Source organism: Streptomyces sp. BBFR51 (genome assembly GCF_044591655.1).
GTDB lineage: Bacteria > Actinomycetota > Actinomycetes > Streptomycetales > Streptomycetaceae > Streptomyces.
The window spans coordinates 4636147-4662682 of sequence record NZ_CP172448.1 but is presented as its reverse complement, the minus strand read 5'-3'; the positions used below and the strand labels follow the sequence as shown (position 1 = coordinate 4662682).

At 72.7% G+C, this 26536-nt stretch carries 25 protein-coding genes and 1 tRNA gene; 7 read left to right on the top strand and 19 right to left on the bottom strand.

The features are described 5' to 3' along the window. Positions 1–27: 27 nt before the first annotated feature. From ACGH7X_RS21340 to ACGH7X_RS21325, 4 genes are all read right to left on the bottom strand, one after another. Positions 28–279: a type II toxin-antitoxin system RelE/ParE family toxin gene (locus tag ACGH7X_RS21340; protein WP_399886999.1), complete on the bottom strand. Its 252-nt coding sequence runs from the start codon at positions 277–279 to the stop codon at positions 28–30. Next, on the bottom strand, positions 276–542 hold the full coding sequence (locus ACGH7X_RS21335; RefSeq protein ID WP_399886998.1) for a type II toxin-antitoxin system prevent-host-death family antitoxin: 267 nt from the start codon (positions 540–542) through the stop codon (positions 276–278). The genes ACGH7X_RS21340 and ACGH7X_RS21335 overlap by 4 nt, the downstream gene beginning before the upstream one ends. Positions 543–587: 45 nt before the next feature. Beyond that, positions 588–2048 carry an aldehyde dehydrogenase family protein gene (locus ACGH7X_RS21330; RefSeq protein ID WP_399886997.1) on the bottom strand — a complete coding sequence of 487 codons (1461 nt, stop codon included), beginning with the start codon at positions 2046–2048 and terminating at the stop codon, positions 588–590. Positions 2049–2132: 84 nt separating this feature from the next. Beyond that, positions 2133–2957 carry a helix-turn-helix domain-containing protein gene (locus tag ACGH7X_RS21325; RefSeq protein ID WP_399897210.1) on the bottom strand — a complete coding sequence of 275 codons (825 nt, stop codon included), beginning with the start codon at positions 2955–2957 and terminating at the stop codon, positions 2133–2135. A gap of 356 nt (positions 2958–3313) precedes the next feature. Between ACGH7X_RS21325 and ACGH7X_RS21320 the strand changes: the two genes are divergently transcribed. After that, positions 3314–3814, top strand: a complete 501-nt coding sequence (locus ACGH7X_RS21320) for an ATP-binding protein (RefSeq protein ID WP_399886996.1) — start codon at positions 3314–3316, stop codon at positions 3812–3814. 7 nt (positions 3815–3821) lie between these two features. Here the strand turns inward: ACGH7X_RS21320 and ACGH7X_RS21315 are convergent, their stop codons facing one another. The 4 genes from ACGH7X_RS21315 to rpmG form a co-directional block, all read right to left on the bottom strand. Then, complete coding sequence (locus tag ACGH7X_RS21315; RefSeq protein ID WP_399886995.1) at positions 3822–4073, bottom strand: DUF397 domain-containing protein; 252 nt, start codon at positions 4071–4073, stop codon at positions 3822–3824. Between the two features lie 328 nt (positions 4074–4401). Continuing rightward, positions 4402–5589, bottom strand: a complete 1188-nt coding sequence (locus tag ACGH7X_RS21310) for a CobW family GTP-binding protein (protein ID WP_399886994.1) — start codon at positions 5587–5589, stop codon at positions 4402–4404. Beyond that, the gene (locus tag ACGH7X_RS21305; protein ID WP_399886993.1) at positions 5586–5840 is read right to left on the bottom strand and encodes a type B 50S ribosomal protein L31; all 255 of its coding nucleotides are present in this window, start codon (positions 5838–5840) and stop codon (positions 5586–5588) included. The genes ACGH7X_RS21310 and ACGH7X_RS21305 overlap by 4 nt, the downstream gene beginning before the upstream one ends. 6 nt (positions 5841–5846) lie before the next feature. After that, the gene (rpmG, locus tag ACGH7X_RS21300; protein ID WP_399886992.1) at positions 5847–6011 is read right to left on the bottom strand and encodes a 50S ribosomal protein L33; all 165 of its coding nucleotides are present in this window, start codon (positions 6009–6011) and stop codon (positions 5847–5849) included. A gap of 72 nt (positions 6012–6083) precedes the next feature. Between rpmG and rpmB the strand changes: the two genes are divergently transcribed. From rpmB to ACGH7X_RS21285, 3 genes are all read left to right on the top strand, one after another. Beyond that, positions 6084–6320, top strand: a complete 237-nt coding sequence (gene rpmB / locus ACGH7X_RS21295; protein ID WP_399886991.1) for a 50S ribosomal protein L28 — start codon at positions 6084–6086, stop codon at positions 6318–6320. Continuing rightward, entirely contained in the window at positions 6320–6625 is a 306-nt protein-coding gene (gene rpsN, locus ACGH7X_RS21290) for a 30S ribosomal protein S14 (RefSeq protein WP_399886990.1), read from the top strand. Before rpmB ends, rpsN begins: the two co-directional genes overlap by 1 nt. 62 nt (positions 6626–6687) lie before the next feature. Then, entirely contained in the window at positions 6688–7311 is a 624-nt protein-coding gene (locus ACGH7X_RS21285; RefSeq protein ID WP_399886989.1) for a hypothetical protein, read from the top strand. Between the two features lie 78 nt (positions 7312–7389). On the opposite strand, the gene ACGH7X_RS21280 is transcribed toward ACGH7X_RS21285, so the two are convergent. Further along, entirely contained in the window at positions 7390–8550 is a 1161-nt protein-coding gene (locus tag ACGH7X_RS21280) for a DUF2786 domain-containing protein (RefSeq protein WP_399886988.1), read from the bottom strand. Between the two features lie 86 nt (positions 8551–8636). On the opposite strand from ACGH7X_RS21280, the gene ACGH7X_RS21275 reads away from it, so the two are divergent. Further along, positions 8637–9479, top strand: a complete 843-nt coding sequence (locus ACGH7X_RS21275; RefSeq protein WP_399886987.1) for a Clp protease N-terminal domain-containing protein — start codon at positions 8637–8639, stop codon at positions 9477–9479. A gap of 51 nt (positions 9480–9530) precedes the next feature. After that, positions 9531–11222, top strand: a complete 1692-nt coding sequence (locus ACGH7X_RS21270; RefSeq protein WP_399886986.1) for a bifunctional 3'-5' exonuclease/DNA polymerase — start codon at positions 9531–9533, stop codon at positions 11220–11222. 81 nt (positions 11223–11303) lie between these two features. Here ACGH7X_RS21270 and ACGH7X_RS21265 read toward each other — a convergent pair whose 3' ends face one another. The 5 genes from ACGH7X_RS21265 to ACGH7X_RS21245 all read right to left on the bottom strand — a co-directional run bounded on the left by ACGH7X_RS21265 (position 11304) and on the right by ACGH7X_RS21245 (position 16012). Then, complete coding sequence (locus ACGH7X_RS21265; protein WP_399886985.1) at positions 11304–11957, bottom strand: response regulator; 654 nt, start codon at positions 11955–11957, stop codon at positions 11304–11306. Positions 11958–12015: 58 nt separating this feature from the next. Continuing rightward, entirely contained in the window at positions 12016–13491 is a 1476-nt protein-coding gene (locus ACGH7X_RS21260; protein WP_399886984.1) for a sensor histidine kinase, read from the bottom strand. Positions 13492–13559: 68 nt separating this feature from the next. Beyond that, entirely contained in the window at positions 13560–14942 is a 1383-nt protein-coding gene (locus ACGH7X_RS21255; RefSeq protein WP_399886983.1) for a hypothetical protein, read from the bottom strand. A 258-nt stretch (positions 14943–15200) separates the two neighbouring features. Then, a complete protein-coding gene (locus ACGH7X_RS21250; RefSeq protein WP_399886982.1) occupies positions 15201–15341 on the bottom strand; it encodes a hypothetical protein in 141 nt (46 codons plus the stop codon). A gap of 158 nt (positions 15342–15499) precedes the next feature. Continuing rightward, positions 15500–16012, bottom strand: coding sequence for a PadR family transcriptional regulator (locus ACGH7X_RS21245; RefSeq protein ID WP_399886981.1), 513 nt, complete (start codon positions 16010–16012; stop codon positions 15500–15502). Positions 16013–16111: 99 nt separating this feature from the next. On the opposite strand from ACGH7X_RS21245, the gene ACGH7X_RS21240 reads away from it, so the two are divergent. Further along, positions 16112–16801, top strand: coding sequence for a cysteine hydrolase family protein (locus ACGH7X_RS21240; protein ID WP_399886980.1), 690 nt, complete (start codon positions 16112–16114; stop codon positions 16799–16801). A 137-nt stretch (positions 16802–16938) separates the two neighbouring features. On the opposite strand, the gene ACGH7X_RS21235 is transcribed toward ACGH7X_RS21240, so the two are convergent. The 5 genes from ACGH7X_RS21235 to topA form a co-directional block, all read right to left on the bottom strand. After that, positions 16939–17012 (bottom strand) — tRNA-Thr (locus tag ACGH7X_RS21235). A gap of 124 nt (positions 17013–17136) precedes the next feature. After that, positions 17137–18756, bottom strand: a complete 1620-nt coding sequence (locus ACGH7X_RS21230) for an alpha/beta hydrolase (protein ID WP_399886979.1) — start codon at positions 18754–18756, stop codon at positions 17137–17139. A gap of 112 nt (positions 18757–18868) precedes the next feature. Then, entirely contained in the window at positions 18869–20074 is a 1206-nt protein-coding gene (locus ACGH7X_RS21225) for a DNA polymerase III subunit delta' (RefSeq protein WP_399886978.1), read from the bottom strand. 148 nt (positions 20075–20222) lie between these two features. Continuing rightward, positions 20223–23582, bottom strand: a complete 3360-nt coding sequence (gene tmk / locus ACGH7X_RS21220) for a dTMP kinase (RefSeq protein ID WP_399886977.1) — start codon at positions 23580–23582, stop codon at positions 20223–20225. A 113-nt stretch (positions 23583–23695) separates the two neighbouring features. After that, the gene (topA, locus tag ACGH7X_RS21215) at positions 23696–26524 is read right to left on the bottom strand and encodes a type I DNA topoisomerase (protein WP_399886976.1); all 2829 of its coding nucleotides are present in this window, start codon (positions 26522–26524) and stop codon (positions 23696–23698) included. Positions 26525–26536: the final 12 nt, after the last annotated feature.

Sequence of the window (26536 nt, the reverse complement as noted above, 5' to 3'; positions counted from 1 at the left end):
GAGGCGCCGTCGAGGGCCCGCGCCCGCTCAGGTTTCGGTGCGCCCGACGTGCTCGACGTACAGCGTGCGGGCCTCCGCGCCGAGACGGTAGAGGATGCGCCATCGGCCGTGATGGAGCCGCCGGTGGTCGACTCCCCAGGCACGGGAACCCTCCGGCCGCGGGTTCCCCGCGAGCTGATCAGTGGCGTGCAGGAGGTCGTCCACCCCCGCAGGATCGCCCTTGAGGTGCCCCGTGGCCGCGTCCAGGGCAGCCGGCTCCCAGACGACCTGCCAGGTCACTCGCCACCCCGCCCGACCGCCTCCAGCAGCGCGCGGCGTGCCTCGGCGTGCGGGACGGGAGCCTCGTTGCGCCCCAGCGCACGGTCCCGCTCCAACCGGGCCAGCGCCAGTGCGTCCTCGAGGTCCTCCAACTCGGCCGGTGACACGAGGACCGCGGCCGGCACACCCCGGTCGGTCAGCGTGATGTGTTCGTGCTGCGCGGCTCGCCGGGCCAGCTCACCGAGCTTGCCCCTCGCTTCGGCAATGGGGTAAGTAGCAGACATGCATCTAGTGTACACCTGGATGCATGTCCGCCGGCTTGTGTGGCCTCAGAACGGGAACCCGCTGCGCCCGTGCTGCACCGAGATCCACTTCTGGGTGGTGAAGGCGTCCAGCATGGTGTCGCCGTTGAGGCGGCCGAGGCCGGAGTGCTTCTCGCCGCCGAACGGCACGATCGGCTCGTCGTGCACGGTGCCGTCGTTGACGTGGAACATGCCGGTGTCGATCTGCTTGGCGAAGTTGACGCCGCGCTCGACGTTCCCGGTGTGCACGGCGCCGCTCAGCCCGTACGGGGTGTCGTTGACGAGGCGTACGGCCTCCTCCTCGCCGTCGAAGGGGACGAGGAAGGCGACCGGGCCGAAGACCTCCTGGCGCAGCAGCGCGGAGTCGGCGGGCAGACCGGTCAGGACCGACGGCTCGACCAGGTTGTCCGTGACCGAGCCGCGCACCAGGGCGGTGGCACCCTCGGCGAGCGCCTGCTCGACCACACCGGAGACCGCGTCCGCCTGCGAGGAGTTGATCACCGGGCCGATGACCGTAGACGGGTCGCGCGGGTCGCCCACCTTGAGGGTCTTCACCTTGGCGACGAACTTCTCGGTGAACTCGTCGGCGACCGAACGGTCCACCAGCACCCGGTTGGCGGCCATGCAGACCTGGCCCTGGTGGACGTACCGGCTGAAGACGGCGGCGTCGACCGCGTAGTCGACGTCGGCGTCATCCAGGACGACCAGGGCGCTGTTGCCGCCCAGTTCGAGGACCGAGCGCTTGAAGTTCGCGGCGCACACCGTGGCCACGTGCCGGCCCACCTGGTCGGAGCCGGTGAAGGAGATCACCTTGGGGACCGGGTGCTCGATGAAGGCGTCCCCGATCTCCGCGATGTCGGTGACCACGACGTTGAGCAGCCCACCCGGCAGTCCGGCGTCCTCGAGGATCTTCGCGACCAGGGTGCCGCCGACGATCGGCGTGTTCTGGTGCGGCTTGAGGACCACGCCGTTGCCCAGGGCGAGCGCCGGGGCGACCGACTTCAGGGAGAGGAGGAAGGGGAAGTTGAAGGGGCTGATGACGCCCACGACGCCGACCGGCACCCGGTAGACGCGGTTCTCCTTGCCGTCGACCGGCGAGGGGATGATCCGGCCCTCGGGGCGCAGCGCCAGGTGGACCGCCTCGCGCAGGAACTCCTTGGCGAGGTGCAGTTCGAAGGCGGCCTTCAGGCGGGTGCCGCCCAGCTCGGCGACGATCGCCTCGCTGATCTCGTCCTCGCGCTCCTCGATCAGCCGCAGCGCCTTCTCGAACACCCCGCGGCGCGCGTACGGGTTCGTCGCGGCCCACTGCTTCTGCGCCCGCTCGGCGGCCCGGTAGGCGGCGTCGACCTCGTCGGCCGTGGCTATCGTGATCGAGGCCAGCTTCTCGTTGTCGTACGGGTTGAAGTCGATGATGTCCCAGGAGCCGGTGCCCGGGCGCCACTCACCGTCGATGTACTGCTGGGCGAGGTCGGTGAAGTACGACGACATGAGATCCCTCAATCCCCTTAGCTGCCGCAGCCGCCGCGCGCGAGCCGAGCGAGCCGCCTGATTGGGCGTCATCGTACTGATGTTTCATGAGAGTTGAAGGAGCCCCCGCAGAAGGTCCCGGCTCTCGTCCGGACCCGGACTGTCCTGCTGGAGTTCCTTCAGCGCCGTCTCGTACTGGGTGACGTCCTCGTGCTTGTCCAGGTACAGCGCGCTGGTGAGCTGCTCCAGGTAGACGACGTCCGAGAGGTCGGACTCGGGGAAGCTGAGGAGCGTGAACGCGCCACTCTCGCCGGAGTGCCCGCCGAAGCCGAACGGCATGATCTGGAGGCGCACATTGGGGCGTTCGGACATCTCGATCAGGTGCTGGAGCTGGCCGCGCATCACCTCGCGGTCGCCGTACGGGCGGCGCAGGGCGGCCTCGTCCAGGACGATGTGGAACTCGGGCGCGCTCTCCGAGACGAGGTGCTTCTGCCGCTCCAGGCGCAGTGCCACCCGCCGCTCGACGTCGGCCTCGCCGGCGCCCTTCATGCCGCGCCGGACGACCGCGCGGGCGTACTCCTCGGTCTGGAGCAGGCCGTGCACGAACTGCACCTCGTACACCCGGATCAGCGAGGCGGCGCCCTCCAGGCCCACATAGGTGGGGAACCAGCTGGGCAGCACGTCGGAGTAACTGTGCCACCAGCCCGCGACATTGGCCTCCTTGGCCAGGGAGAGCAGGGAGGCGCGCTCCTGCTCGTCCGTGATGCCGTACAGCGTCAGCAGGTCCTCGACGTCCCGTGTCTTGAAGCTCACCCGGCCCAACTCCATCCGGCTGATCTTCGACTCGGAGGCGCGGATCGAGTAGCCCGCCGCCTCCCGCGTGATCCCCCGCGTCTCACGCAGTCGCCTGAGTTGTGATCCGAGCAGCATGCGCCGCACCACCGATCCGGGCTCTCCCGCGCTCACGTTCGTCAGCCTCCCCAACCGTCTTCAGAGGCCGAAGTCTGCCACTAAAACACTCCGAGCAGTACTCGTCCGGTTACGGAAACGGAATCGAGCCAAAGGAAACGCGCAGGATCATGCACGGAGCGGGCAGGAACCGGCCTTCACGGGAGATGGAAGGGGGCCGAAGATGACGGAAAAATTGACCAACAAGCGGTACGGGCAGGTCCATTTCGGTCACGTGCACGTGCATCTGCCCTTGCATCTGCGGTACGCATCCGAAACCATGGTCCCGCACCACCGCGCCGCATCGCTACGACCGCGAACTCCCGGGAGTGCCTCGCATGGGGACGAATGGATCGACCATGCTCCAGCCGTTACGGCAGGGCCTTCCGCCACTCGACCCCGCAGCCGTGTCCAACGCCGCCTCCTGCGCCCTGCCGCCGCGTTACGAAGCGGTGCGCGAGGCCCGGAGGTTCACGCGCAGGACCCTCGACGGCTGGGACATGGACGACCGCTTCGACGACGTCTGCCTGGTGGTCTCCGAACTCGTCACCAACGCCCTGCGGCACGCGCTGCCCGCCGACACCCCGCGGCACGAGGAGCGCAACGGTCCGGTCCGCCTGCACCTGATGCGCTGGACCGAGCGGCTGGTGTGCGCGGTGCGCGACCCCAGTCACGACAGCCCGGTGGCCCGCGAGACGGACGACTTCTCGGCGGAGTCGGGCCGAGGCCTGTTCCTCGTCGACTCATTCAGCGACAGCTGGGGCTGGCACCCGCTCGCCGGGACGCTCAACGGCAAGGTCGTCTGGGCCCTGTTCCGGCTCCAGCCGCACGGCGAGTGACCCGCGCTCAGCTCGCGATCAGGTGGTCGAACTCCCCGTCCTTGACGCCCAGCAGCATGGCCTCGATCTCGGCACGCGTGTAGACGAGCGCGGGGCCGTCGGGAAAGCGGGAGTTGCGCACCGCCACCGCGCCGTCGGGCAGCCGCGCGAACTCCACGCAGGAACCCTGCGAGTTGCTGTGCCGGCTCTTCTGCCAGGCCGCGTCGTGCAACTGCGTGGCGGCCATGCCGTTGTACACGTCGTACACGTCGTGGTCCACAGGTCGCTCCCCGGTGGTGCACTGGCTGATGTGGCCATTGATGCAGTGGTCAACTGATCCGGATCATAACCCTGTTCACGTGCCGATGCATGAGCAAATGCACGTGCACGCGCGGTGTTCCCGCGGTTACAGCTTTGACGACCGCTTTACCGAGCCCCTGCTCTCTTTGACGCCCGCTCCCTGGAAGTCGTTCCCGCATGTGCCCCCGAATTCGAAGAATATGCAACAAGTTGCGACAACACCGAGGGGCCCGCTCACGGGAGCGGGCCCCTCGCAGGAGCCGCGGGAAATCGGTCTCCTTGTGGCCGACGTACGTGCGGGGCGGGGGTCAGACCTCCAGGAAGGCGTCGAACGCGGGCGGCAGCCGCTCCCAGGCGGCCTGCCCGGCGGCGTACTCGGCGTCGGTCAGCAGGCAGGACTCCAGGAGCCGTTCCAGGCCGTCGCGGTCGAGGCCGGGTGAGGTGAAGACCAGGTGCTGGCAGCGGTCGCCGTGCTCGGGGTGCCAGTCCAGCGCGGCGGCGGCACGGCGCACGGGCGGCACCAGCTCCCAGGCGGCGTCGGGGAGCGAGGCGAGCCACGGACCCGCGCCCTCCACGCACAGGGCCCCGCCCGCGGCGTCCCAGTGCAGCAGCGTGTCCCCCTTGCCGGCGAGCCAGAACCGGCCCCGGCTGCGGGCCGCGGCGCAGGTCAGGTCCTCGAGGGCCGCGTACAGCCGCTCCGGATGGAAGGGGCGGCGGCGGTGCCAGACCAGGGTGGTGACGCCGTGCGCGTCGGCCTCGGCGGGCAGCAGGGCGCAGGCCGGGTGCTGCGCGGCGGCCGCGGCCTCGACGTCGAACCCGGCGAGGGCGGCCCGCGCCAGCTCCGAGGACGCCGGTGGTGCGCCCGCCGGGTCGCCGTGGCCGATCGGGACCCGGCGGGCTGTCGGATGCAGCTGGGCGAGCAGCTCGCGGTCCTCGTCGTCGGCCTCCGGGGAGCCCGGGAGGGAGTCGGCGAGGGCCAGGACGGGGGCGTACTCCAGCTGGCGCGCGAAGGTGTCGGCGACGGTGCGCCGGTCGGTGGCCGCGGCGGCCAGGCCGCCCTCGGCGAGGTCGTCGCCGTTGCCGAGGTACGGCAGTACGAGCGCCGGGTCGACGGCGGTGATCACGCCGGTGACGGTGAAGCCGCCGGCGGTCACCACCTCCGCCATCGCCTTGGGCTCGACGGAGTCCCACAGCTCGACCACCGCCAGCGGGGTGCCCCCGGCCTCCGCGAGCCGGACCAGCTCGGGGACGAGGTCCTCGCGCAGGGCGCAGCACGCGCAGTCGTTGACGAGGGGTGCCTCACCGGCGGAGAGGATGCCGGTGGCGTCCCGCACCGTTCGTACGACCGTGCCCGCGGTGGCCGTCGCCAAGTCGTGGTGGAGGACGACACTGCCGGGCACGTCGGCCAGCAGCCGCGCCACGGCCGCCCCGCGCGCCTCCGCGTGCAGGCCGCCGACGATCACCACCGGCGGTCCGGGGCGGCCCGGGTGACTCATGCCCCGTCCTGCTTCCCGTACCGGCGCTCGAAGCGCTCGACGCGTCCGGCGGTGTCCAGGACGCGGGCGGTGCCCGTGTAGAAGGGGTGGCTGACGTCGGAGATCTCGACGTCGACGACCGGGTAGGTGTTGCCGTCCTCCCAGTCGACCGTGCGCTCGCTCGTCATGGTCGAACGGGTGAGGAAGGCGTAGTTCGCGGCGCGGTCGCGGAAGACGACCGGGCGGTACTCGGGGTGGATTCCCTTGCGCACGGTGTCTCAGCGCTCCTCTCGGAAGTCGACGTGGCGGCCGGCCTTCGGGTCGTACTTGCGCAGGGTCAGCCGGTCCGGGTCGTTGCGGCGGTTCTTGCGGGTGACGTAGGTGTAGCCGGTCCCGGCGGTGGACCGGAGTTTGATGACCGGACGGAGTTCGTTGCGTGCCATACTGCTATCTTACTGAAAATGAATTCCATTAACAGCTGGACTCGTCCGGCCTGAAGGAGAGGTACGTCACCCGTGTCCGCCCACTGCATGCTGACCGGCGCCCAGCCGGGCTTCGGCAACCGCATCTCCCACTCCCACCGGCGCACCTCCCGCCGCTTCGACCCCAACATCCAGACCAAGCGCTACTGGCTGCCCAGCGAGAGCCGGCACGTCCGGCTGCGGCTGTCCACGAAGGCGATCAGGACGGTCGACGCGATCGGCGTCGAGGCCGCCGTGACGCGCATTCGTGCCCGTGGAGTGAGGATCTGATGGCGAAGAAGAGCAAGATCGCGAAGAACGAGCAGCGGCGGACGACCGTCGCGCGGTACGCGGCCCGCCGGGCCGAACTCAAGGAGATCGTCCGCCGGCCCTCCTCGACGGAGGCGGAACGGCTCGCCGCCCAGCGGGAACTGCGCAGGCAGCCGCGCGACGCGAGCCCCACGCGGGTGCGCAACCGCGACCAGATCGACGGGCGCCCGCGCGGCTACTTCCGTGTCTTCGGGCTGTCCCGGGTGAATCTGCGTGAGCAGGCACACGCCGGACATCTTCCGGGCGTCCGCAAGTCGTCCTGGTAGCTTGCGGCTGTCCCGGGCCGACCCGGCCGTCCGGCTACAGCTTGGAGCTTGCGGTGACGTTGGTGACGTTGGTGACTGCGCGGAGTACGGCGAGCACGGCGAACGAGACGAGTACGTCGGGTACATCGGGTACGGCGAGTACGGCGGGCGCGAACGGGCAGGGCCCGCGCCCGGTGCGGCGGTCGGTGCGCGCCGCCGGCGTGACGCTCGCTCTGGTGGGCGCGCTGGCCCTGACCGCGTGTACCGACGGGGGTGACTCCGACGACGGCGGCTCGGGCGAGGGCTCGGCGGGCGGCGACAAGTCCTCGGCGGCGCCCAACGCGTCCGCGAGCACGGACCCCGGCGGTACCGGCGGATCGCCGACCGCCGCGGGCGAACTCGAGGGCAGCTGGCTGGCCACCACCGACGGCCAGGCCGTCGCGCTGATGGTCACCGGGGACAAGGCCGCCCTCTTCGCCACCGGCGGGACCGTGTGCAGCGGCACCGCCGGTGAGGACTCCGGCACCCGGCACATCAACCTGAAGTGCGCCGACGGCAGCGGCGACCGGGCGACCGGCACGGTCGAGTCCGTCGACGGGACATCGCTCAAGGTGACATGGCAGGGCGGTCTGGGCGCGGAGACGTACACCAGGTCCGAGGGCGGCTCACTGCCGCCCGGACTGCCGACGGCCGGCCTCGGTTCCTGAACGGCGCCCGGTTCCGGTTCCTCAACGGCGCCCGGTTCCGGTTCCTGTACGGCGTACGCCACCCGGCCTCGACGCGGGCTACGTCAGCGGCCGCCGGCGGCCGACCCGGGCCCGGTCGGCCGCGCGGGTGCCCTCCGTCCAGCCGGCCTCGTCACCGGCGCCGCGCAGACGGGTCGTGGTCGTCTCGGGGAACATGCGCTCCAGACGGTCGGTGACCGCGACCTCGCGCGAGGCGAGGACCGGCAGGAGGTCCACGCCCGTCGCCGTGCCGCTCTCGGCGGTGGCCTGCTCGGCGGCGGCCCGCAGCCGGGTGCCCGCGCGGTAGGCGTAGGCGGCGAGGAAGGACTGGCGGAAGGTCTTGGTGCGCTTGCGGCCGCCGGCCCGCTGGGTGGCCTCCGCCTTCGTCATCGCCCCCTCGGCCTGCACCAGCAGCGAGGTGTAGAGGAGTTCGACCGCCTCCAGGTCGGCCTCGAAGCCGACGACGGTGGAGAAGCCGAGCGGCTCGTTCCACACGGCCCGGCAGTGGTTGGCGTCGGCCACCGCGTCCAGCAGCACCGCCTTGGCCTGCTCGTAGGGCGCCTCCACCCCGATCCGGCAGGCACCCGGCGCGTCGGGCGAGGGCGCGTGCGCCTGTGCGGCGAGCAGCGCCTCGTCGACGCTGTGCCGGGCCATCAGCTCCTGTGCCTTGGCGCTCAGCGCCTCCGCCTCCTCGGGATACCCGGTGGCCTCCGCCTTGGCGAGCAGCGCGCGGATGCGGGCGAGGGCGCGGGACTCCGGCCGGCCCTCCCGGCCCCGGCGCGGCGCCTGCCCCGCCTCCCCCGCATCCAGGGGCTCCAGCGCGGGCAGCCGCAGCAGCAGGCGGTACAGCTCCAGTACGGCGGTGGCGTGCGAGAAACGGTCGGTGCGGGGCGGCGCCGTCCCGTCCGCGTCCCGTACGCCGTCGAGCTGCGCGGCCCAGCGGGGCCCGCGTGCGCGGTCGTGCGGCGCCTGGGCGCGGATCAGCGCGGCCACCAGCGCGACGTGCACGTCGTCCAGTTCGCGCCGCACGATGCGTACGAGGTCGGCGGGCTGCCAGCCGCGCCGCCAGGCCGTGGCCACGAACTCCTCGCCGCGCCCGGCCAGTTCCGCGTCCGCCGCCGGGTCGGCCGCGAGCAGCGAGGCGGCGATGTCGAGGGCGTCGTCGGTGGTGTCGTACAGGGCGGCCTCGAAGGCTCGCTCGACGGTGCGGGGCGTACTCACCCGGCGATGGTGCCACGACTTCCACGGCCGGAGGGGGGTGTCAACCACTGGTTGACACCCCATAGAGCGCAACCTACGGTTGACACATGACGACGAACCCGAGCATCACGTCATCCGTACGACTCGACGACCTCATCACCGCGATCAAGAAGGTGCATCCGGAGCCCCTGGAACAGCTCCAGGACGCCGTCATCGCCGGGGAACACCTCGGTGAGGTGGCCGACCACCTCATCGGCCACTTCGTGGACCAGGCCCGGCGTTCGGGAGCGTCCTGGACGGACATCGGCAGGAGCATGGGTGTCACCCGGCAGGCGGCGCAGAAGCGCTTCGTGCCCAAGGAGTCGGCCGACCTGGACGCGAGCCAGGGCTTCAGCCGTTACACACCCCGCGCGCGCAACGTCGTGATGGCCGCCCACAACGCGTCCAAGACCGCCGGCAACGCCGAGGGCCTGCCCGAGCACCTCGTCCTCGGCCTGGTCACCGAGCGCGAGAGCCTCTCCGCCAAGGCGGTCGCCGCGCAGGGCGTGACTCTGGACGCGATCCGCGAGGCGGCGACCGCGGCCCTCCCGCCGGCGGCCGCGGAGGTCCCGGAGCTGGTGCCCTACGGCCCCGCGGCCAAGAAGGTCCTCGAACTCACCTTCCGCGAGGCCCTGCGCCTCGGCCACAACTACATCGGCACGGAGCACATCCTGCTCGCCCTGCTGGAGCACGAGCACGGCGAGGGCGTGCTCAGCGGACTCGGCCTCGGCAAGGAGGCCACCGAGCGCTACGTCACCGAGGCGCTGGCGGAGTTCATCAAGGTCACGGAGAAATCCGGGGAGGCTGAGAAAGCCGGGGAAGCCGGGGAAGCTGGGGAAGCCGGGGAAGCTGGGGAAGCCGGGGAAACTGAGGAGTCCGGGGAGTCCGGCCCCCGGCACGAAGAGGGCTGAGGACCGGTCGCCGCGAGGGCCGTTGTCAGACCCTGGTGCGACACTCGCGACATGGCCGAGAGGTGGGCGCTCGCGGTGGCCGAGGACGGTGGCGTGGACGTCGCCCCCCTCGGCCCCGACGGGCTGCCCGCCGGACCCGTGCGGCGCGAACCCGGCCTCGCCGAGGCCGTGCGGGGCCGGCCGGAGGTCGCGCGCTGGGTGTGGCGGTCCACCACCGAGGTCGCGCCGCGCCTGCTCGCCACGGGGGTGCGAGTGGAGCGGTGCTACGACGTGGAGGCCGCCGAGACCCTCCTGCTCGGCCACGAGGGGCGGTACGGGGAGCCGCACTCGGCCACCGCCGCCCTGGCCAGGCTGCACGGCGGCCCCGTACCGCCCGATCCGCCGCAGCGCTCCGCCGAGCCGGGCGCGCAGTCCCCGCTGTTCGAACCCCAGGCCGTCCGCCTCCCCCTGGCCGACCTGCTCGCCGTCTACGCCGAGCAGCAGCGCCGCCACGACCGGGCCGCGCACCCCGACCGGATGCGGCTGCTGACCGCGGCCGAGTCGGCCGGGATGCTCGTGGCCGCCGAGATGAACGACGCGGGGCTCCCCTGGCGGGCCGACGTGCACCGCGAAGTCCTGCACGACCTGCTGGGCGAGCGGTACGCGGGCGGAGGCGAGCCGCGCCGCCTGTCCGAGCTCGCGGAGGAGGTGTCGGCGGCGTTCGGCCGCCGGGTGCGGCCCGACCTGCCCGCGGACGTGCTCAAGGCCTTCGGACAGGCGGGCGTCAAGGTCGGCTCCACCCGCCGGTGGGAGCTGGAGTCACTGGACCACCCGGCCGTGAAACCGCTGATCGAGTACAAGAAGCTGTACCGGATCTGGGTCGCCCACGGCTGGTCCTGGCTCCAGGACTGGGTGCGGGACGGACGGTTCCGCCCCGAGTTCCTGGCCGGCGGCACCGTCACCGGGCGCTGGGTGACCAACGGCGGGGGCGGACTCCAGATCCCCAAGGTGATCCGGCGGGCGGTGGTCGCCGACCCGGGCTGGCGGCTGGTCGTCGCCGACGCCGACCAGATGGAACCGCGCGTGCTGGCGGCGATCTCCCGCGACCCCGGGCTGATGGAGGTGGCCGGCCGCGAGAGCGACCTCTACCAGTCCGTCTCCGACCGCGCCTTCTCCGGCGACCGCGCCCAGGCCAAGCTCGCCGTGCTCGGCGCGGTCTACGGCCAGACCTCCGGCGACGGCCTGAAGAACCTCGCCGCGCTCAGACGCCGCTTCCCCGCCGCGGTGGCGTACGTCGACGACGCGGCCCGCGCGGGCGAGGAGGGCCGGCTGGTGCGGACCTGGCTGGGCCGCACCTGCCCACCCGCGGCCGGCGCGGCCGACGGCGCCGAGGAGGCCGGCCTGCCGCAGGACGATCCCTCCGACTCCACGGGCCGACCGCAGGAATGGGTGCCGGGGTACGCCTCCACCAACGCCCGCGCCCGGGGCCGCTTCGCCCGCAACTTCGTCGTCCAGGGCAGCGCCGCCGACTGGGCCCTGCTGCTGCTCGCCGGGCTGCGCCAGGCCTGCGCGGACATGGCGGCCGAGCTGGTCTTCTTCCAGCACGACGAGGTGATCGTGCACTGTCCCGAGGAGGAGGCCGACACCGTCGTCGCGGCGATCCGGGACGCGGCGGAGCTGGCGGGACGGCTGACGTTCGGGCCGACGCCGGTGCGGTTCCCGTTCACGACGGCGGTGGTGGAGTGCTACGCGGACGCGAAGTGAGCGGGGGCGGCGGCCGCGCGGGGGTAGCTCACCGGGTCGGCCGCTTGGCCGGGCTCACCGGGCTCACCGGGCTCACCGGGCTCACCGGTCGCCGAGCATCCCGGCGTCGTGGGCGAGGACGGCCGCCTGGACGCGGTTGGCGCAGCCGGTGCGGGTGAGGATGCGGCTGATGTGCGCCTTGACCGTGCCGGCGCTCAGATACAGCCGGTCGGCGATCTCCGCGTTGGACAGACCGGTGCCGAGCAGCCGCAGGACGTCCCGTTCGGCCGGGGTCAGCCCGTCGACCCGGCGCAGCGCGGCCTCGGTGTCCCGGCCGGAGCGTACGTGCCGTTCCAGCAGTCGCCGGGTGATCCGGGGGGCCAGTACCGGTTCACCCTGGGCGGCGAGCCGGACGGCGCGGATCAGCTCGGTGGGGCCGGTGTCCTTGAGGAGGAAGCCGCCGGCCCCGGCCCGCAGGGCGCGCGTCACCTGCGCATCCTCGCCGAACGCCGTCAGCATCACGACACAGGTGCGGGGTGAGAGACGGGAGATGTCCTCGGTGGCCGCGATGCCGTCCCTGCCCGGCATCTGGACGTCGACCAGGGCGACGTCGATGTCCTGGGCGCGGCAGGCCTCGACGGCTTCCCGGCCGTCGCCCGCCTCGGCGACCACCTCGATGTCGTCGGCGTTCGCCAGGATCAGCCGGATTCCCGCGCGCATCAGCGCCTCGTCGTCGGCGACCAGGACTCGGATCATCGGCTCATCCTAGGACCGCGGGTGCCGCGCCCCTCGTCCCGGGCCGCGGCACCAGAGGTCATCTCAGGGCCGCCAGCACCAGCAGTACGACGAGGAAGCCCGCCGTGGGCAGCACCACGACCAGTGCGGCGCAGCCCGAACCGAGGACACGCGGCCAGGTCAGGATCTCGTCCGGCAGCGGAGCCCGGGCCCCCTCGTGTCCCGGACGGGCGGTGGAAGGACGGGCGGCACCCGCGGGGGACCCGGCGGCTTCCTGGCGCGGGTTCCCCTGCGCGGGCAGCCGGGCGGCGACGCGGAAGCCGCCGTTCACCAGGGCCCCCGCCTCGAACGTGCCACCGAGCAGCGCGATCCGCTCCTGGCAGCCGGCCAGCCCGCTGTGGGTGCCCCCGTGGGAGGCGCGGGCCACGCGGGGCGGGGCGTTGGTGACGGACACCTCGATCCCGCCGCCCACACTCCTGACCTGAACCCAGGTGGGCGCGCCGGACGCGTGTTTGAGCACGTTGGTCAGCCCTTCGCGGACCACCCGGTGAATCGCCTGGCGCGTACGCGGCCCCACCTCGTCGGAGTCGGAGAGCGACCAGTCCAGCTCGACAACGCTGCCCGTCTGCCGGGACTCCGCCACCAGGGCGGCGACGTCCTCCCGCGTGCCCCGCTCGCCCCCGGGCCGGTCGTCCGCCTCCCCGGCCAGGTCCGCGTGCCGCACGACACCGAGGATCTCGCGCAGCTCCTCCATCGCCGTACCGGCGGTCGTGCGCAGCAGCTCGGTCTGCCCGGCGAGGGCCGGCGCCTGCCTCGCCGCCGCCAGCTCGAGTGCCCCGGCGTGCACGGAGATCAGGCTCAGCCGGTGGCCCAGGAGGTCGTGCATCTCGCCCGCGATCCGGTTCCGTTCCGCCATGCGGGCCGCCGTCGCGGTCAGCGTGCGAGCCTGTTCCAGGTAGGCGTTGCGCTCCCGCAACAGGCTGACCAGGGGCCTCCGCTGCCCCAACAGCGTTCCGGCCAGGGCGGGAAGTACCAGAAGCAGCACCACGGAGACCGCGTTGCCCACCACCTGGAACGCGAGGGGCTCGGCCCGGAACGGGGCGGTGACGGCGGTCAGCACGCCGACCACGGCGCAGGCCGCTCCGACGACCTGCCACGCACGTCGCGTCGGTGCGATGCGCCGGGCCGCGGACATCACGATCAGCGGCAGCACCGCCAGCGCCCACACGTTGTTCCCGACGACCAGCAGTGAGGCACCCAGGACGGCGGCGACCGGTCGGCCACGGCGAGCGGGAACGAGCAGCGCCGCCCACAAGGCCCCCAGCACCGCCGGTACCGGCCGGGTCGGTGCCAACAACAGCAGCGGCACCAGCCCGAAGGCCGCCGCGAGGACACAGAGCAGCCCCTCGACGACGACCGTACGACGCTCGGCACCACGCGCCGCGGCCCACCCGGCGACCACCTCCCGCCGTACCCACCGCGACGCATCGGCCGGCGCACGGCGCACCCGGCCGGACGGTCGTGGCGCGCGCGGGCCGTCGGAGACCTGACTCATGCTCACCCCTGCCCCACCGTGCACCTCTGCCCCGGAACGAACGGTATCCGCCCGGTCGGTCGCCGCTCTCACGCGCCCGCTCGGACGTCCAGCTCGGCCCGCAACCCGGCCACGTCGACCTGCTCGGCCACCAGCAACTCCACGACCGTGCCACCGCCGCCCGCATCGTCGCCGACCACCGTCGCAGCCGTCGCGGTCGCGGTCGTGGTCGCCGTCGCGGTCGTGGTCGCCGTCGCGGTCGTGGTCGCCGTCGCTGTCTCGTCGAGCAGCGCGGACAGCAGATGGACGGTGCCGACGGTGGGCGACCCCTGCTCGGCGGCGATCAGCCGGGCAACCGCGACGACCCGGTCGGCAGCGGCGGACAGCCCCACGCTGCCGCGATCCTCACCGGGACCACCCGGCCCACCCGACGACCCACCGTCGGCCGCAGTCCCCGCGGCCGAAGAGCCATCAGCCGGAGAGGCGGCCGTAGCGACAACAGCCGAAGCCACGAGGGATTCCTGCCGCACGCCGTGCCTGCGCAGGACGGCGGGCGCGGCATTGGCCTCGGCGAGGCTCTCCGGAAGCGAACGCCCCGCCACGGCCAACGCCCGGTCCAGGGCCAACACCGCCAGCAGCAGATCCACCGGTTCCGCCGCGCGGCGACCGCACCGCACCGCTTGGCGCGTGGCCTCGACGTTCACGGCGAACAGCACCGGGGAGCCGTTCAGCCCGACCTGTGAGGTCCATGAAGTCAGCGCACGCGTCAACCGGTTGCCGCTCTTGCCCAGTGTCCCGGCCCGGCGCAGGAGCAGCACTCCGTACGACTCCACCCCCTCGGCCGCTTCGGCCACTTCGGTCGCGGCCTCGGCGTCCACCCGGTCCAGCCCGGCCGCCGCCGCGGCCGTGTCCAGCCGCTCGAGCAGCAGCACCTCCCGAGCCCTGCTGTCCGGCAGCTCGAGCAGGGCCCTGGCCACATGCCGGCAGCGCACGGAGAACGTCCCCTCGGCACGGGCCGACCGGAGCGCGAGCAGCAGACAGTCCCGCATCGCCCCGGTCATCGCGGGCGGCAGCACCGGCGCATCCTCCCGCGCCGCCCCGCGCAGCCCCAGCCCGAACCTCCACCACGCCTCACGCCAGACGGCGTCGACCTCGGCCTCGTCGGCGTCTGCGTCTGCGTCGGCTTCACGCGGATGCGCGTCGTCCTCACTCACCCAGCCCCGGCCCGCCCGCGCCCGAATGTGTCCGCTGAGCGACCCGGCCTTCCGCATCCCCGGGGCGATCACCGCCCCCGCCTCCGAGTCCCCCATCACCAGCTCCCCCAGCAGGGTGTCCGTCCCGACGACCGACAGCTCGCTGCGCACCGCCCGGCGCACCGTCGCCACGAGCAGCCGCACGACGTCCGGCTCGAACTCCGTGGTCGCCCCGAGCCCGGCACCGGCCCGGTCTCCCGTCGTCCCTCGCTGCCTCATCGAACGTCTCCTCACCGCGCGGCGCTCTGCCCCGACTGCTCCGAACGACGCTAGCCACCCCCGCCCCGCGCCCGCGCCTGCCGACCGGCCACACTCCCGGTCCGATCGGCCGGCCCGGGCCGCACCTCGGCGCGGCTCGCGGGCGGTGGCAGCAAGATGCTCGCGGGCGGTGGCAGCAAGATGTCAGAAGCCGGACGGCCCCTCTTCCACATGCCGGTGACGTGTATGGCTCCTGCACGTCACTTGGCAGCCGACGCCTCAGGGGGACGCGTAGTGGAGAAGTACGGCGAGACCCTGTTCACGCTCGATCAGGACGATGAGTTCCGGCTCCGGCTCCTCGGCGAGGTCTTCGACCCGCTGTGCGCAGACACGTAGAGCCGCCTCGGCGTGTCCGCGCACTCCCGGTGCCTGGAGGTGGGGCCTGTCATTCGGACCCCGTCCGGCGGGGCGGCCGCGGCGGTGGTGGCGGTATCAGCGGTAGCCATTCGCCCAGCCTCGACCGCCCGCCGCCCCCCAGCCAGATCCCTCCTGACGGCACTCCTGCGGAGACTGCCACGTCAGGCCAGCACTCCGCGGAGCCACGACCTTTCCGCGCGGCTGGTGGCGCGGGCGATGGTGAGCATGCCGCGCCGGTAGGGGTCCTCGGTGTCCTCGGCACCCAGCGGGCGGTCCCCCTCGTGGAAGAAGCTGGCGGGCTGTTCCAGGAACTCCAGCCGACGACGCAGTACCGCGTGCTGCTCAGCGGTGTCGGGCAGCTGGGACAGGAAGGCCAGAACCGTGAAGTACCGAGTGCTGTCGCTGATGTCCAGTCCGTCGGCATCCCGCAGCCGGCGCAGCAGCTCGAAGCGGCCGGCATCCGTCAGGCTCAGGGTGTGCCGCTGAGCGGCCGAGGCACCCGGTTCGGTCATTCGGCCGAGCAGCCCGGCGTTGACCAGCCGGTTGGTCGCCGGGTAGAGGCTGCCGTCGCTGACCGGCCGGGCATGGCCGGACAAGTGAGCTATCCGGTGGCGCAGTTGATAGCCGTGCAGCGGCCCCTCGGCCAGAAATCCCAGGATCGCGAGTTCGAGCATGCTGCTACTCTCGCACATCGATACGAGGTACATCGATACGAGGTACGTCGAATCGACGTAGGAATGTCAGGCGATGGAAGGCGATGGAAGGGGATGGAAATGACGTTCACCGAGGAATGGGTGACCGAGCGAGCCCGCAACGCGTACGAGCACGGCCGGGCATCGTTCGACGTACGGCCCGAACGGACGGCGCTGCTGGTCATCGACATGCAGGACGAGTTCGTCCGGCCCGGCTGGAGTCCCTACTGGGTGCCCGCGGCCACCCGGATGGCGCCCCGGCTGCGGCAGCTGGTCGAAAACTGCCGGGGCGCCTCGGTCCCGGTGATCTGGACCATCTTCGACGACACCCATCTCGGTCTGGACCGGCCGCACGCACTGCGCCATCTCCCGCACGCCGACAGCGACTGGCGCCGACCGGGCCCCGCAGAGGTGTGGGGCCAGATGGGCTCCCGTCCCGATGAGGTCCTGATCCGTAAGCCCTCCTACGGGGCGTTCTACGACACCCCGCTCGACACCATGCTGCGCAATCTCGACCGCGACACGGTCGTCGTCACGGGAACGCTCACCAACTACTGCTGTGGCACCACGGCCCGGCAGGCATACGAACGTGGCTACAAGGTCGTCTTCGGATCCGATGTCACGGCCACCGACGACGAGTCGCGGCAGGAACCGGAACTCGCGGTCCTGCGCAAGGGTTTCGCACTCGTGCTGACCGCTGAAGAGATCACCGACCGGCTGACCGCAGCCGCCTCGGCACCGGACGACGAGAAGCGGGCGAACGTTGCCTGAGGCGTCACCAGGGCGGAAGTCCAAGATCGAGACCATCGGTCGGCGCCCGGCCCACCCCGGCCCACGGTGCGGGTGGACGCCGACCGGCAAAAGCAAAAGCCCCAGGTCACGGCGAGTGAGTCCTGAGGCTTCGGCAGAGCCGCCTTCGGGATTCGAACCCGAGACCTACGCATTACGAGTGCGTTGCTCTGGCCATCTGAGCTAAGGCGGCGCGCTGGGCACCATGGTGCGATCAGCAACGTCGGTAAGTCTACACAGTTTCCGGGGGTGCTTCGTACCCGCCCCGAGGGCCGGGGCTCCGGGGCGGGTGGGGTGGATGTGGCCGGGCGGGGTGGCTACGAGCAGCGTTTGCCGTCCTCCGGCGCGGTGCCGCGCAGCAGGTAGGTGTTGATCGCGGAGTCGATGCAGGTGCTGCCGCGGCCGTAGGCGGTGTGGCCGTCGCCCTCGTAGGTGAGGAGGCGGCCGGAGGAGAGCTGATCGGACAGGGCCTCGGCCCAGCGGTACGGGGTGGCCGGGTCGCGGGTGGTGCCGACCACGACGATCGGGGTGGCGCCGGCCGCCTCGATGCGGTGCGGCTCACCGGTGGGCTTCACCGGCCAGTACGCGCAGTTCAGGGAGGACCAGGCGAGGCCCTCGCCGAAGACCGGGGACGCCTTCTCGAACTCGGGGAGGGCGTCGCGCACCTCGTCCGGGGAGGAGAAGGCGGCGGGGAGGTCGAGGCAGTTCACGGCGGCGTTGGCGAACATCAGGTTGCTGTAGCCGCCGTCGGCCTCGCGTTCGTAGTAGCTGTCGGAGAGGATCAGCAGGCCGGCGCCGTCGTTCTCCTTCATCGCCGAGGCCAGCGACTCGCGCAGCTGCTGCCAGGCGCCCTCGTCGTACATCGCCGCGATCACGCCGGTGGTGGCGAGGGACTCGGTGAGCTTGCGGCCGTCGGCGTCACCGGCGGGGATCGGTTTCGCGTCCAGGTCGTCGAAGAAGGCCTTGAGGTTCTTGCCGACCTGGTCGGGGGCGGTGCCCTTGTCGCCGAGGGGGCAGTCGGGCTGCCGTACGCAGTCCTTCGCGAAGGACTGGAAGGCGGTCTCGAAGCCCGCCGTCTGCTCCAGGTTCAGGCGGCGCGCGGGCAGGGAGGGGTCCATCGCGCCGTCCAGGACCAGACGGCCGGCCCGGTCCGGGAACAGACCGGCGTAGGTCGCGCCCAGGAACGTGCCGTACGAGGCTCCGACGTAGGTCAGCTTCTCGTCGCCCAGTACGGCGCGCAGCACGTCCATGTCCCGGGCCGCCTCGACCGTCGAGACGTGGCGCAGCAGCTTCGGCGCGTCCTTTCCGCAGCCCTCGGCGAACTCCTTGTAGGCGTCGACCAGCTCGTCCGCCTCGCCCTGGTCGTCCGGGGTGACGTCCGTCCGCGTGTACGCGTCCATCTCACGGCCGTCGAGGCACTCCACGGGCTCGCTGCGCGCCACGCCTCGGGGATCGACGGCCACCATGTCGTACTGGGCGCGGACGTCCGCCGGGTAGCCGATGCCCGCGTACTGCTGGAGGTAGCCGATCGCCGAGCCGCCGGGTCCGCCCGGGTTGACCAGCAGCGAGCCGAGCCGCTTGCCCGGTCCTGTGGCCTTCTTGCGGGCCACCGCGAGCCGGACGTCCCCCTCGGTCGGCTTCGCGTAGTCGAGGGGGGCCTTCATGGTGGCGCACTGGAAGCCGGGGACGCCGCAGTCGCGCCAGCCGAGCTTCTGCTCGTAGTACGGCGACAGCGCGGACGGCGTGGCCTTCGGCAGCGCGGCCAGGGACGCCGTCGCCGCCTCCGTCGAGCCTGCCGCCTCCGCCGCGGGGGAACCGGCGGACGTGGACGCGCCCCCGGCCGAGCAGGCGGTGGCGAGCAGCGCGGCGGCGAGCAGCGTGGCTCGCAAACGGGTGCTGCCGGTGCGGGTCCTGCGGTGAGTGCGCCTTGTGTGCATTCAGCGAGCGTAACTCTCCGCGACGAGGGAGGAGCGGTGTGTGATTCGCGTGCCTCGTACGTGTTACGTCGTCAACCGTGCCCCGCGCCTCCCGGGCGGCCTGGGGAGCCTTTCAGCCCGCTCTGAGCGCCATCGTCATCGCCTCCACCGCGAGCAGCGGGGGCACATTGCGGTCGAGGGCCTCCCCGCAGGCGGCGATCGCCTCGATGCGGCGCAGGGTGGACTCGGGTGTGCCGCCGCGGGCGAGGCGCTCCAGGGCGTCCTCCGCGTCGGCGTTGGCGATCGCCACGCGGGAGCCGAGCTGGTAGGCGAGGACGTCGCGGTAGAAGGCGGTGAGGTCGGTCAGGGCGAGGTCGAGGCTGTCACGCTGCGTGCGCGTTCTGCGGCGCTTCTGCTTGTCCTCCAGGTCCTTCATGACGCCCGCCGTGCCACGCGGCAGCCGGCCGCCCTGGGCGGCGCCCAGGGCGGCCTTCAGTTCGTCGGCCTCCTTGGCGTCGATCCCCTCGGCGAGCTGCTTGGCGTCCTCCGCCGCCGCGTCGACCAGTTCCTGGGCGGCTCTGAGCGCGCTGCCGACGTCCTCGACGCGCAGGGGCAGCTTCAGCACGGCGGCGCGGCGGTTGCGGGCGGCCGGGTCGGTGGCCAGACGGCGGGCGTGGTCGACGTGGCCCTGGGTGGCGCGGGCCGCGGCGGCGGCGACGTCCGGCTCGATGCCCTCACGGCGTACGAGCATGTCGGCCACGGCCTCGACCGAGGGTGTGCGCAGGTTCAGGTGGCGGCAGCGGGAGCGGATCGTGGGCAGGACGTCCTCGACGGACGGGGCGCACAGCATCCAGACCGTCCGCGGGGCGGGCTCCTCGACGGCCTTGAGGACGGCGTTGGCGGACTTCTCGTTCAGCCGCTCGGCGTCCTCGACGAGGATGACCTGCCAGCGGCCGTTCGCCGGTGAGGTGAACGACTTGCGGACGGTGTCCCGCATGTCCCTCACGAGGATCTCGGCGCCCACGGCGGCCACCGTGCTGACGTCCGCGTGGGTGCCGACGAGCGCCGTGTGGCATCCGTCGCAGAAGCCGCAGCCGGGGACGCCGCCGAGTGACCGGTCGGGGCTCACGCACTGGAGCGCGGCGGCGAAGGCCCGCGCCGTCTGTGTCACCCCGGCGCCGGGCGGGCCGGTGAAGAGCCAGGCGTGCGTCATGCTCGACGCCTCGGGGAGGGGGCCCGCCGCCGCGGCGGCGGTGACGAAGGCGTCGGCGTCCCGGGCGGCGGCGGCGAGCTGCTCGCTCACCTTCTCCTGCCCGACGAGGTCGTCCCACACGGTCATGGGTCACGCCGCCCTTCCGTCACGTCCGCCGTCGCACTGCGCGCCGCCCTGATCGGCGCCGCGTCCTCCATTGTGCGGGGCGGCACTGACAACGCGGCGGGGACGCCCGGGCACGGGCCCCGGGCGTCCCCGCTGTGGCCTTCGTGCCTCAGCGTCGTCCCCGGCCCCTGCCCCGGCGGCCGCCCTCGCCGCCGCGTCCTCCGCGGCCGCCGTCGTGCCGGCCGTCGTCGTCCCGGCCGCCCTCGTCCTCGTCGTGCGGCCCGAGCAGCTCGTCCGCCAGCGTCGGCAGGTCGTCCAGCGGGGTCTCCTCGGCCCAGTCGGAACGGGGCCTGCGGGACGGGATCCGGTCGGGGTCGATCTGGGGCAGTTCGCGCGTGGTGTCCTGCGGCTCCCCGGTCCGGTCGGCACCCTCGGCCGGCTCCTCCTCCCGGAAGTAGCCCGGCGGGACCCGGTCGGCGGGGTCGTCCGCGCGTACGGGCGGCAGCACCGCCGTCTCGTCGACGGCTCCCGGCGGCACGGGCGGCAGGACCGCCGTCTCGTCGGCGTCCCTCGGCTCCACCGCCGGCAGCACGGCCGTCTCGTCCGCCGCGCCGGGCGGCACCTGCGGCATGGGCAGCTCGGTCGTCACCTCGGACTCGGACACCCCGGGCGCCCGGCCGCCGTCGCCGCGCCCACCCCGCGCGTCGCCCTCGGCGTCTGCACGGTCGTCGTCCCGGTCGTCGTCCCGCGTGTCCCGCACCGGCCGCAGTACCGCCGTGTCCTCCACGGGTCCGCCGGAGGCGTTCGTCGGGGTGACGACCGGCGTCGGCACGGTCGCCGCGTCGGAGGGCGGCGCAGCGGCCGGCTTAGGCCGGGGGGCGTCAGCCGCCGCAGGGGCCGCCGACCTGGGACCGGCCGCGGCCGCTGCCGCCGCCTGCTCCGCCGCCCGGCGGGCCTCCTCGGCCCGCATCAGGGCCTCCTCGGCCTTGCGCTGCTTCTCCAGTCGCCGGGCCTCGGCCTCGGCGCGCAGCCGTTCCTCCTCCTCGGCCTGCTTGCGGCGCCGCTCCTCCTCGGCCCGCAGCCGCGCCTCCTCCTCGGCCCGCGCCTTCTCCTCCGCGAGGAGCCGTGCCCGCTCCTCCTCGGCCTTCCGGCGCGCTTCCTCGGCCCGCTGCCGGGCCTCCTCGGCCTGGCGCTCGGCCTCGCGCCGCTGCGCCTCCTCCAGCTCGCGCCGCTTGCGCTCCTCCTCCTCGGCGCGCACCCGCGCCTCCTCCTCGAGGCGCTCGCGCTCCAGGCGCTCCTCCTCGGCCTTGCGCGCGGCCTCTTCCTCGGCCTTGCGGCGGGCTTCCTCCTCGGCCTTGCGGCGCGCCTCCTCCTGGGCCTTGATCTCGGCCTCGGACAGCGGCAGCACCTGGTCGAGCCGGTGGCGTACGACGGTGGTGACGGCCTCGGGCTCCTGGCCCGCGTCCACGACGAGGTAGCGCCCGGGGTCGGCGGCGGCCAGGGTGAGGAAACCGGAGCGCACGCGCGCGTGGAACTCGGCGGGCTCCGACTCCAGCCGGTCCGGGGCCTCGGTGAACCGCTCGCGCGCCGTCTCCGGCGCGACGTCCAGCAGGACGGTCAGATGCGGTACGAGCCCGTTGGTGGCCCAGCGGTTGATGCGGGCGATCTCGGTGGGCGACAGGTCGCGCCCCGCCCCCTGGTAGGCGACCGAGGAGTCGATGTAGCGGTCGGAGATGACCACGGCACCGCGCTCCAGGGCGGGCCGGACCACGGTGTCGACGTGCTCCGCGCGGTCGGCGGCGTACAGCAGGGCCTCCGCGCGGTGCGACAGACCGGCGCTGGACACGTCCAGCAGGATGGAGCGCAGGCGCTTGCCCACCGGGGTCGCCCCGGGCTCGCGCGTGAGCACGACCTCGTGCCCCTTGCCCCGGATCCACTCGGCGAGGGCCTCGGCCTGGGTGGACTTGCCGGCGCCGTCGCCGCCCTCCAGGGCGATGAAGAAGCCGCCCGTGGCGGGCGTCGGCACCGGGTCGTCGCCGCCGAGCAGCGCGTCCCGCAGGTCGTGGCGCAGCGGCACGCCGGAGCGGTCGTCGACCTTGGCCAGCACCAGCGCGGCCAGCGGCAGCAGCAGCGCGCCGAGCAGCATCAGGACGAACGCGGCGCCGCCGTGGGCGAAGACGAACTTGCCGTTCTCCAGCCGGTGCGGTCCGATCGCCGCGGCCAGCACGGGCGCGACGACCGCGCCGAGCGCCACGTAGACCCGGACGACCGCGTGGAGGTGCTCGGTGGTGCGGGCCCGGCGGTGGTCCTCGGTCTCCTGGTCGAGCAGCGCGTGCCCGGTGTTCGCGGCCACGCCCGCGCCGACGCCGGCCAGCGCGAGGAGCAGCAGCACGGTGGTGTCGTCCGGGACGAGCCCGGCGGCCAGCAGGGCGACGCCGACGAAGGCGATCGCCAGGGCGAGGAGCCGCCGGCGGGACAGGGAGGGCAGCAGGGCGGGGGCCGTGCGGATGCCGACGACGACGCCTCCGGTCAGCGCGCCCACTGTCAGCCCGTACAGCACGGGGCCGCCGCCCAGGTCCTTGGCGTGCAGCACCGCCACGGCGACCGTGGCGGCCACCACCGCGGCGACCGCGGCGCAGGCGAACACCAGGAGCGGGAGCACTCCGGTGCGGCCCTTGTCGACGCCGGTGCCGCTCTTCGGGCGGCGCAGGCCCTCCAGGGGCGAGCGCGCGCGGGGGGTGCGCACGCCGGGCAGCTCCAGGAAGGTCACCACGGACAGGGACGCGGCGAACAGCCCGGCCGCCAGGTACGAACCGAGGGCCGCCTGGTGCTCGGCGAACCAGTCGATGCCGGCGCCCAGCAGGTTGTTCACCAGCCCCGCGACGACCAGTGCCGCGCCGGCGAGGGGGATCGCCACGAAGCCCGTGCGCAGCGACAGGCGGCGCAGGGCGTCCATGTGGTCGGGCAGCGGCCGTACCGTCGCGCCCTCCAGGGGCGGCGCCGGCAGCAGCGCGGGGGCCGCGCTCTCCCGGCACACCGTCCAGAAGCGCTCGGCGACTCCGGTGACGAAGGCGGTCACCAGGAGGACGGCGAGGGCGTCGTCGGGCGTCCAGTCGATCCACAGCGGCGCCACGATGAGCAGCGCGGCCCGCAGCCCGTCGGCGCCGACCATGGTCCAGCGGCGGTCGAGCGGACCGTCCTGCGAGGTGAGTGAGGTGAGGGGCCCGAGCAGCACCGCGCCGAAGAGCAGCGTCGCCAGGATGCGTACGCCGAAAACGGTCGCCACTGCGAACGCCACGCCCCGGTAGCCCCCGCCGAACGAGCCCGCGCCGATCGCGGCCTGCACGACGAGGAGGACCAGCACCAGGAGGGCGAGGATGTCGCCGACACCCCCCACGAGCTGTGCGCTCCACAAACGCCTCAGCTGCGGACGTCGCAGCAGGGCGCGGACGGCGCGCTCGCGGGAGTCCGCGACCAGGGCGTCGTCCGGGGCGGGGTGAGGGGCCGTTGGTTGCTCGGCTCGCGTCATGCGTTCAGCCTATCGGTCGTCACCGACAGTCCGGCGTGCCCGGCCGAACGTACGCGCGCCCCGACACCGAAATGATGCCGGGGCGTTCGTTTCGCGAAGTTTCTGAGCCGGGCTCAGTCCTCCGACGCCTTGGAGGCGGTCGCCTTCTTGGTGGCCGTCTTCTTGGCGGTCGTCTTGGCGGCAGTCGTCTTGGCGGCGGTCTTCTTCGCCGTCGCCTTCTTGGCCGTCGCCTTCTTGGCCGGGGCCTTCTTCGCGGCCGTCTTCTTCGCCGTCTTCTTGGCGGGCCCCTTGGCCCGCTTCTCGGCGAGCAGCTCGTAGCCGCGCTCCGGCGTGATCTCCTCGACGCTGTCGCCGGAGCGCAGGGTCGCGTTGGTCTCGCCGTCGGTGACGTACGGGCCGAAGCGGCCGTCCTTGACCACGACCGGCTTCTCGCTGACCGGGTCGGTGCCCAGCTCCTTCAGCGGCGGCTTGGCCGCGGCCCGGCCACGCTGCTTGGGCTGGGCGTAGATCGCCAGCGCCTCCTCCAGCGTGATCGTGAAGAGCTGCTCCTCGGCCTGGAGGGACCGCGAGTCCGTGCCCTTCTTCAGGTACGGGCCGTAGCGGCCGTTCTGCGCGGTGATCTCGACGCCCTCCGCGTCGGTGCCGACGACGCGCGGCAGCGACATCAGCTTGAGGGCGTCGTCCAGCGTCACCGTGTCCAGCGACATCGACTTGAACAGCGAGGCCGTACGCGGCTTCACGGCGTTCTTGCCGGTCTTCGGGGTGCCCTCGGGGAGCACCTCGGTGACGTAGGGGCCGTAACGGCCGTCCTTGGCGACGATGGCGTGGCCGGTGGCCGGGTCGGGGCCCAGCTCGAAGTCGCCGCTCGGCTTGGCGAGCAGTTCCTCCGCCAGCTCCACGGACAGCTCGTCCGGCGCCAGGTCCTCGGGCACGTCGGCGCGCTGGTGGTTCTCGGAGTCCTTCTCGCCGCGCTCGACGTAGGGGCCGTAGCGGCCGACGCGCAGCACGACGTCGTTGCCCACGGGGAAGGACGACACCTCACGCGCGTCGATCGCGCCGAGGTCGGTCACCAGTTCCTTGAGGCCGCCGAGGTGGTCCCCGTCGCCGTTGCCCGCGTCGGCGGCGCCGCCGTGGCCGGCGCCCCCGCCCTCACCGAAGTAGAAGCGCCGCAGCCACGGCACCGCCTGGGCCTCGCCGCGGGCGATGGCGTCGAGGTCGTCCTCCATCCTGGCGGTGAAGTCGTAGTCGACGAGCCGCCCGAAGTGCTTCTCCAGAAGGTTGACCACGGCGAAGGACAGGAAGGACGGGACGAGCGCCGTGCCCTTCTTGAAGACGTAGCCGCGGTCCAGGATGGTGCCGATGATCGACGCGTACGTCGACGGGCGGCCGATCTCGCGCTCTTCCAGCTCCTTGACCAGCGACGCCTCGGTGTAGCGGGCCGGGGGCTTGGTGGCGTGGCCGTCGACCGTGATCTCCTCGGCCGTCAGCGCGTCGCCCTCGGCGACCTGCGGCAGACGGCGCTCGCGGTCGTCCAACTCGGCGTTCGGGTCGTCGGCGCCCTCGACGTAGGCCTTGAGGAAGCCGTGGAAGGTGATGGTCTTGCCGGAGGCGCTGAACTCGACGTCCCGGCCGTCGGAGGCGGCGCCGCCGATCTTCACCGTGACGCTGTTGCCGGTCGCGTCCTTCATCTGGGAGGCGACGGTCCGCTTCCAGATCAGCTCGTACAGCTTGAACTGGTCGCCGGTCAGACCGGTCTCGGCGGGCGTGCGGAAGCGGTCGCCGGAGGGGCGGATCGCCTCGTGCGCCTCCTGCGCGTTCTTGACCTTGCCGGCGTACGTCCGCGGCTGCGCGGGCAGGTAGTCGGCGCCGTACAGCTGCGTCACCTGGGCGCGGGCGGCGGTGATCGCCGTGTCGCTCAGGGTCGTGGAGTCCGTACGCATGTAGGTGATGTAGCCGTTCTCGTACAGCTTCTGGGCGACCTGCATGGTCGACTTGGCGCCGAAGCCGAGCTTGCGGCTCGCCTCCTGCTGGAGCGTCGTCGTACGGAACGGTGCGTACGGCGAGCGGCGGTACGGCTTGGACTCGACGGAGCGGACCGCGAAGCGTGTGTTCTCCAGGGCGGCGGCGAGCGCGCGGGCGTTCGCCTCGTCGAGGTGGAGGGTGTTCGCGCTCTTGATCTGCCCCAGGGAGTCGAAGTCGCGGCCCTGCGCGACGCGCCGGCCGTCGACCGTCTGGAGGCGGGCGACCAGCGAAGACGGGTCGGAGACGTCGCCCGCGCGGCCGGTCGCGAAGGTGCCGGTCAGGTCCCAGTACTCGGCGGAACGGAACGCCATGCGCTCGCGTTCCCGCTCGACCACGAGGCGCGTGGCGACGGACTGGACGCGGCCCGCCGACAGCTTCGGCATGACCTTCTTCCACAGGACCGGCGAGACCTCGTAGCCGTAGAGGCGGTCGAGGATGCGGCGGGTTTCCTGGGCGTCGACGAGCTTCTGGTTGAGCTGGCGCGGGTTGGCGACGGCGGCCCGGATCGCGTCCTTGGTGATCTCGTGGAACACCATGCGCTTGACCGGGATCTTCGGCTTGAGGACTTCCTGGAGGTGCCAGGCGATGGCCTCGCCCTCGCGGTCCTCATCGGTGGCGAGGAAGAGTTCGTCGGAGTCCTTCAGCAGGTCCTTGAGCTTCCTGACCTGCGCCTTCTTGTCGGCGTTGACCACATAGATCGGCTGGAAGTCGTGTTCGACGTCCACACCGAGGCGGCGGACCTCACCGGTGTACTTCTCGGGCACCTCGGCGGCGCCGCTGGGAAGGTCGCGAATGTGCCCGACGCTCGCCTCGACGACGTAGCCAGGGCCGAGATAGCCCTTGATCGTCTTCGCCTTGGCAGGCGACTCGACGATGACGAGTCGGCGGCCGCCCTTCGCGGTCTCGCTGGTCGGGGACAACTTCGCTCTTCT

Coding starts and splice junctions, on each gene's coding strand:
- ACGH7X_RS21245 (WP_399886981.1), bottom strand. CDS start 16,012: ATGCTCGAACTCGCGATCCTGGGATTTCTGGCCGAGGGGCCGCTGCAC.
- ACGH7X_RS21320 (WP_399886996.1), top strand. CDS start 3,314: ATGGGGACGAATGGATCGACCATGCTCCAGCCGTTACGGCAGGGCCTT.
- ACGH7X_RS21275 (WP_399886987.1), top strand. CDS start 8,637: ATGACGACGAACCCGAGCATCACGTCATCCGTACGACTCGACGACCTC.
- ACGH7X_RS21325 (WP_399897210.1), bottom strand. CDS start 2,957: ATGCTGCTCGGATCACAACTCAGGCGACTGCGTGAGACGCGGGGGATC.
- ACGH7X_RS21240 (WP_399886980.1), top strand. CDS start 16,112: ATGACGTTCACCGAGGAATGGGTGACCGAGCGAGCCCGCAACGCGTAC.
- ACGH7X_RS21330 (WP_399886997.1), bottom strand. CDS start 2,048: ATGTCGTCGTACTTCACCGACCTCGCCCAGCAGTACATCGACGGTGAG.
- rpmG (WP_399886992.1), bottom strand. CDS start 6,011: ATGGCACGCAACGAACTCCGTCCGGTCATCAAACTCCGGTCCACCGCC.
- ACGH7X_RS21255 (WP_399886983.1), bottom strand. CDS start 14,942: ATGAGGCAGCGAGGGACGACGGGAGACCGGGCCGGTGCCGGGCTCGGG.
- ACGH7X_RS21270 (WP_399886986.1), top strand. CDS start 9,531: ATGGCCGAGAGGTGGGCGCTCGCGGTGGCCGAGGACGGTGGCGTGGAC.
- ACGH7X_RS21310 (WP_399886994.1), bottom strand. CDS start 5,589: ATGAGTCACCCGGGCCGCCCCGGACCGCCGGTGGTGATCGTCGGCGGC.
- ACGH7X_RS21230 (WP_399886979.1), bottom strand. CDS start 18,756: ATGCACACAAGGCGCACTCACCGCAGGACCCGCACCGGCAGCACCCGT.
- ACGH7X_RS21265 (WP_399886985.1), bottom strand. CDS start 11,957: ATGATCCGAGTCCTGGTCGCCGACGACGAGGCGCTGATGCGCGCGGGA.
- rpsN (WP_399886990.1), top strand. CDS start 6,320: ATGGCGAAGAAGAGCAAGATCGCGAAGAACGAGCAGCGGCGGACGACC.
- ACGH7X_RS21225 (WP_399886978.1), bottom strand. CDS start 20,074: ATGACCGTGTGGGACGACCTCGTCGGGCAGGAGAAGGTGAGCGAGCAG.
- ACGH7X_RS21260 (WP_399886984.1), bottom strand. CDS start 13,491: ATGAGTCAGGTCTCCGACGGCCCGCGCGCGCCACGACCGTCCGGCCGG.
- tmk (WP_399886977.1), bottom strand. CDS start 23,582: ATGACGCGAGCCGAGCAACCAACGGCCCCTCACCCCGCCCCGGACGAC.
- ACGH7X_RS21335 (WP_399886998.1), bottom strand. CDS start 542: ATGTCTGCTACTTACCCCATTGCCGAAGCGAGGGGCAAGCTCGGTGAG.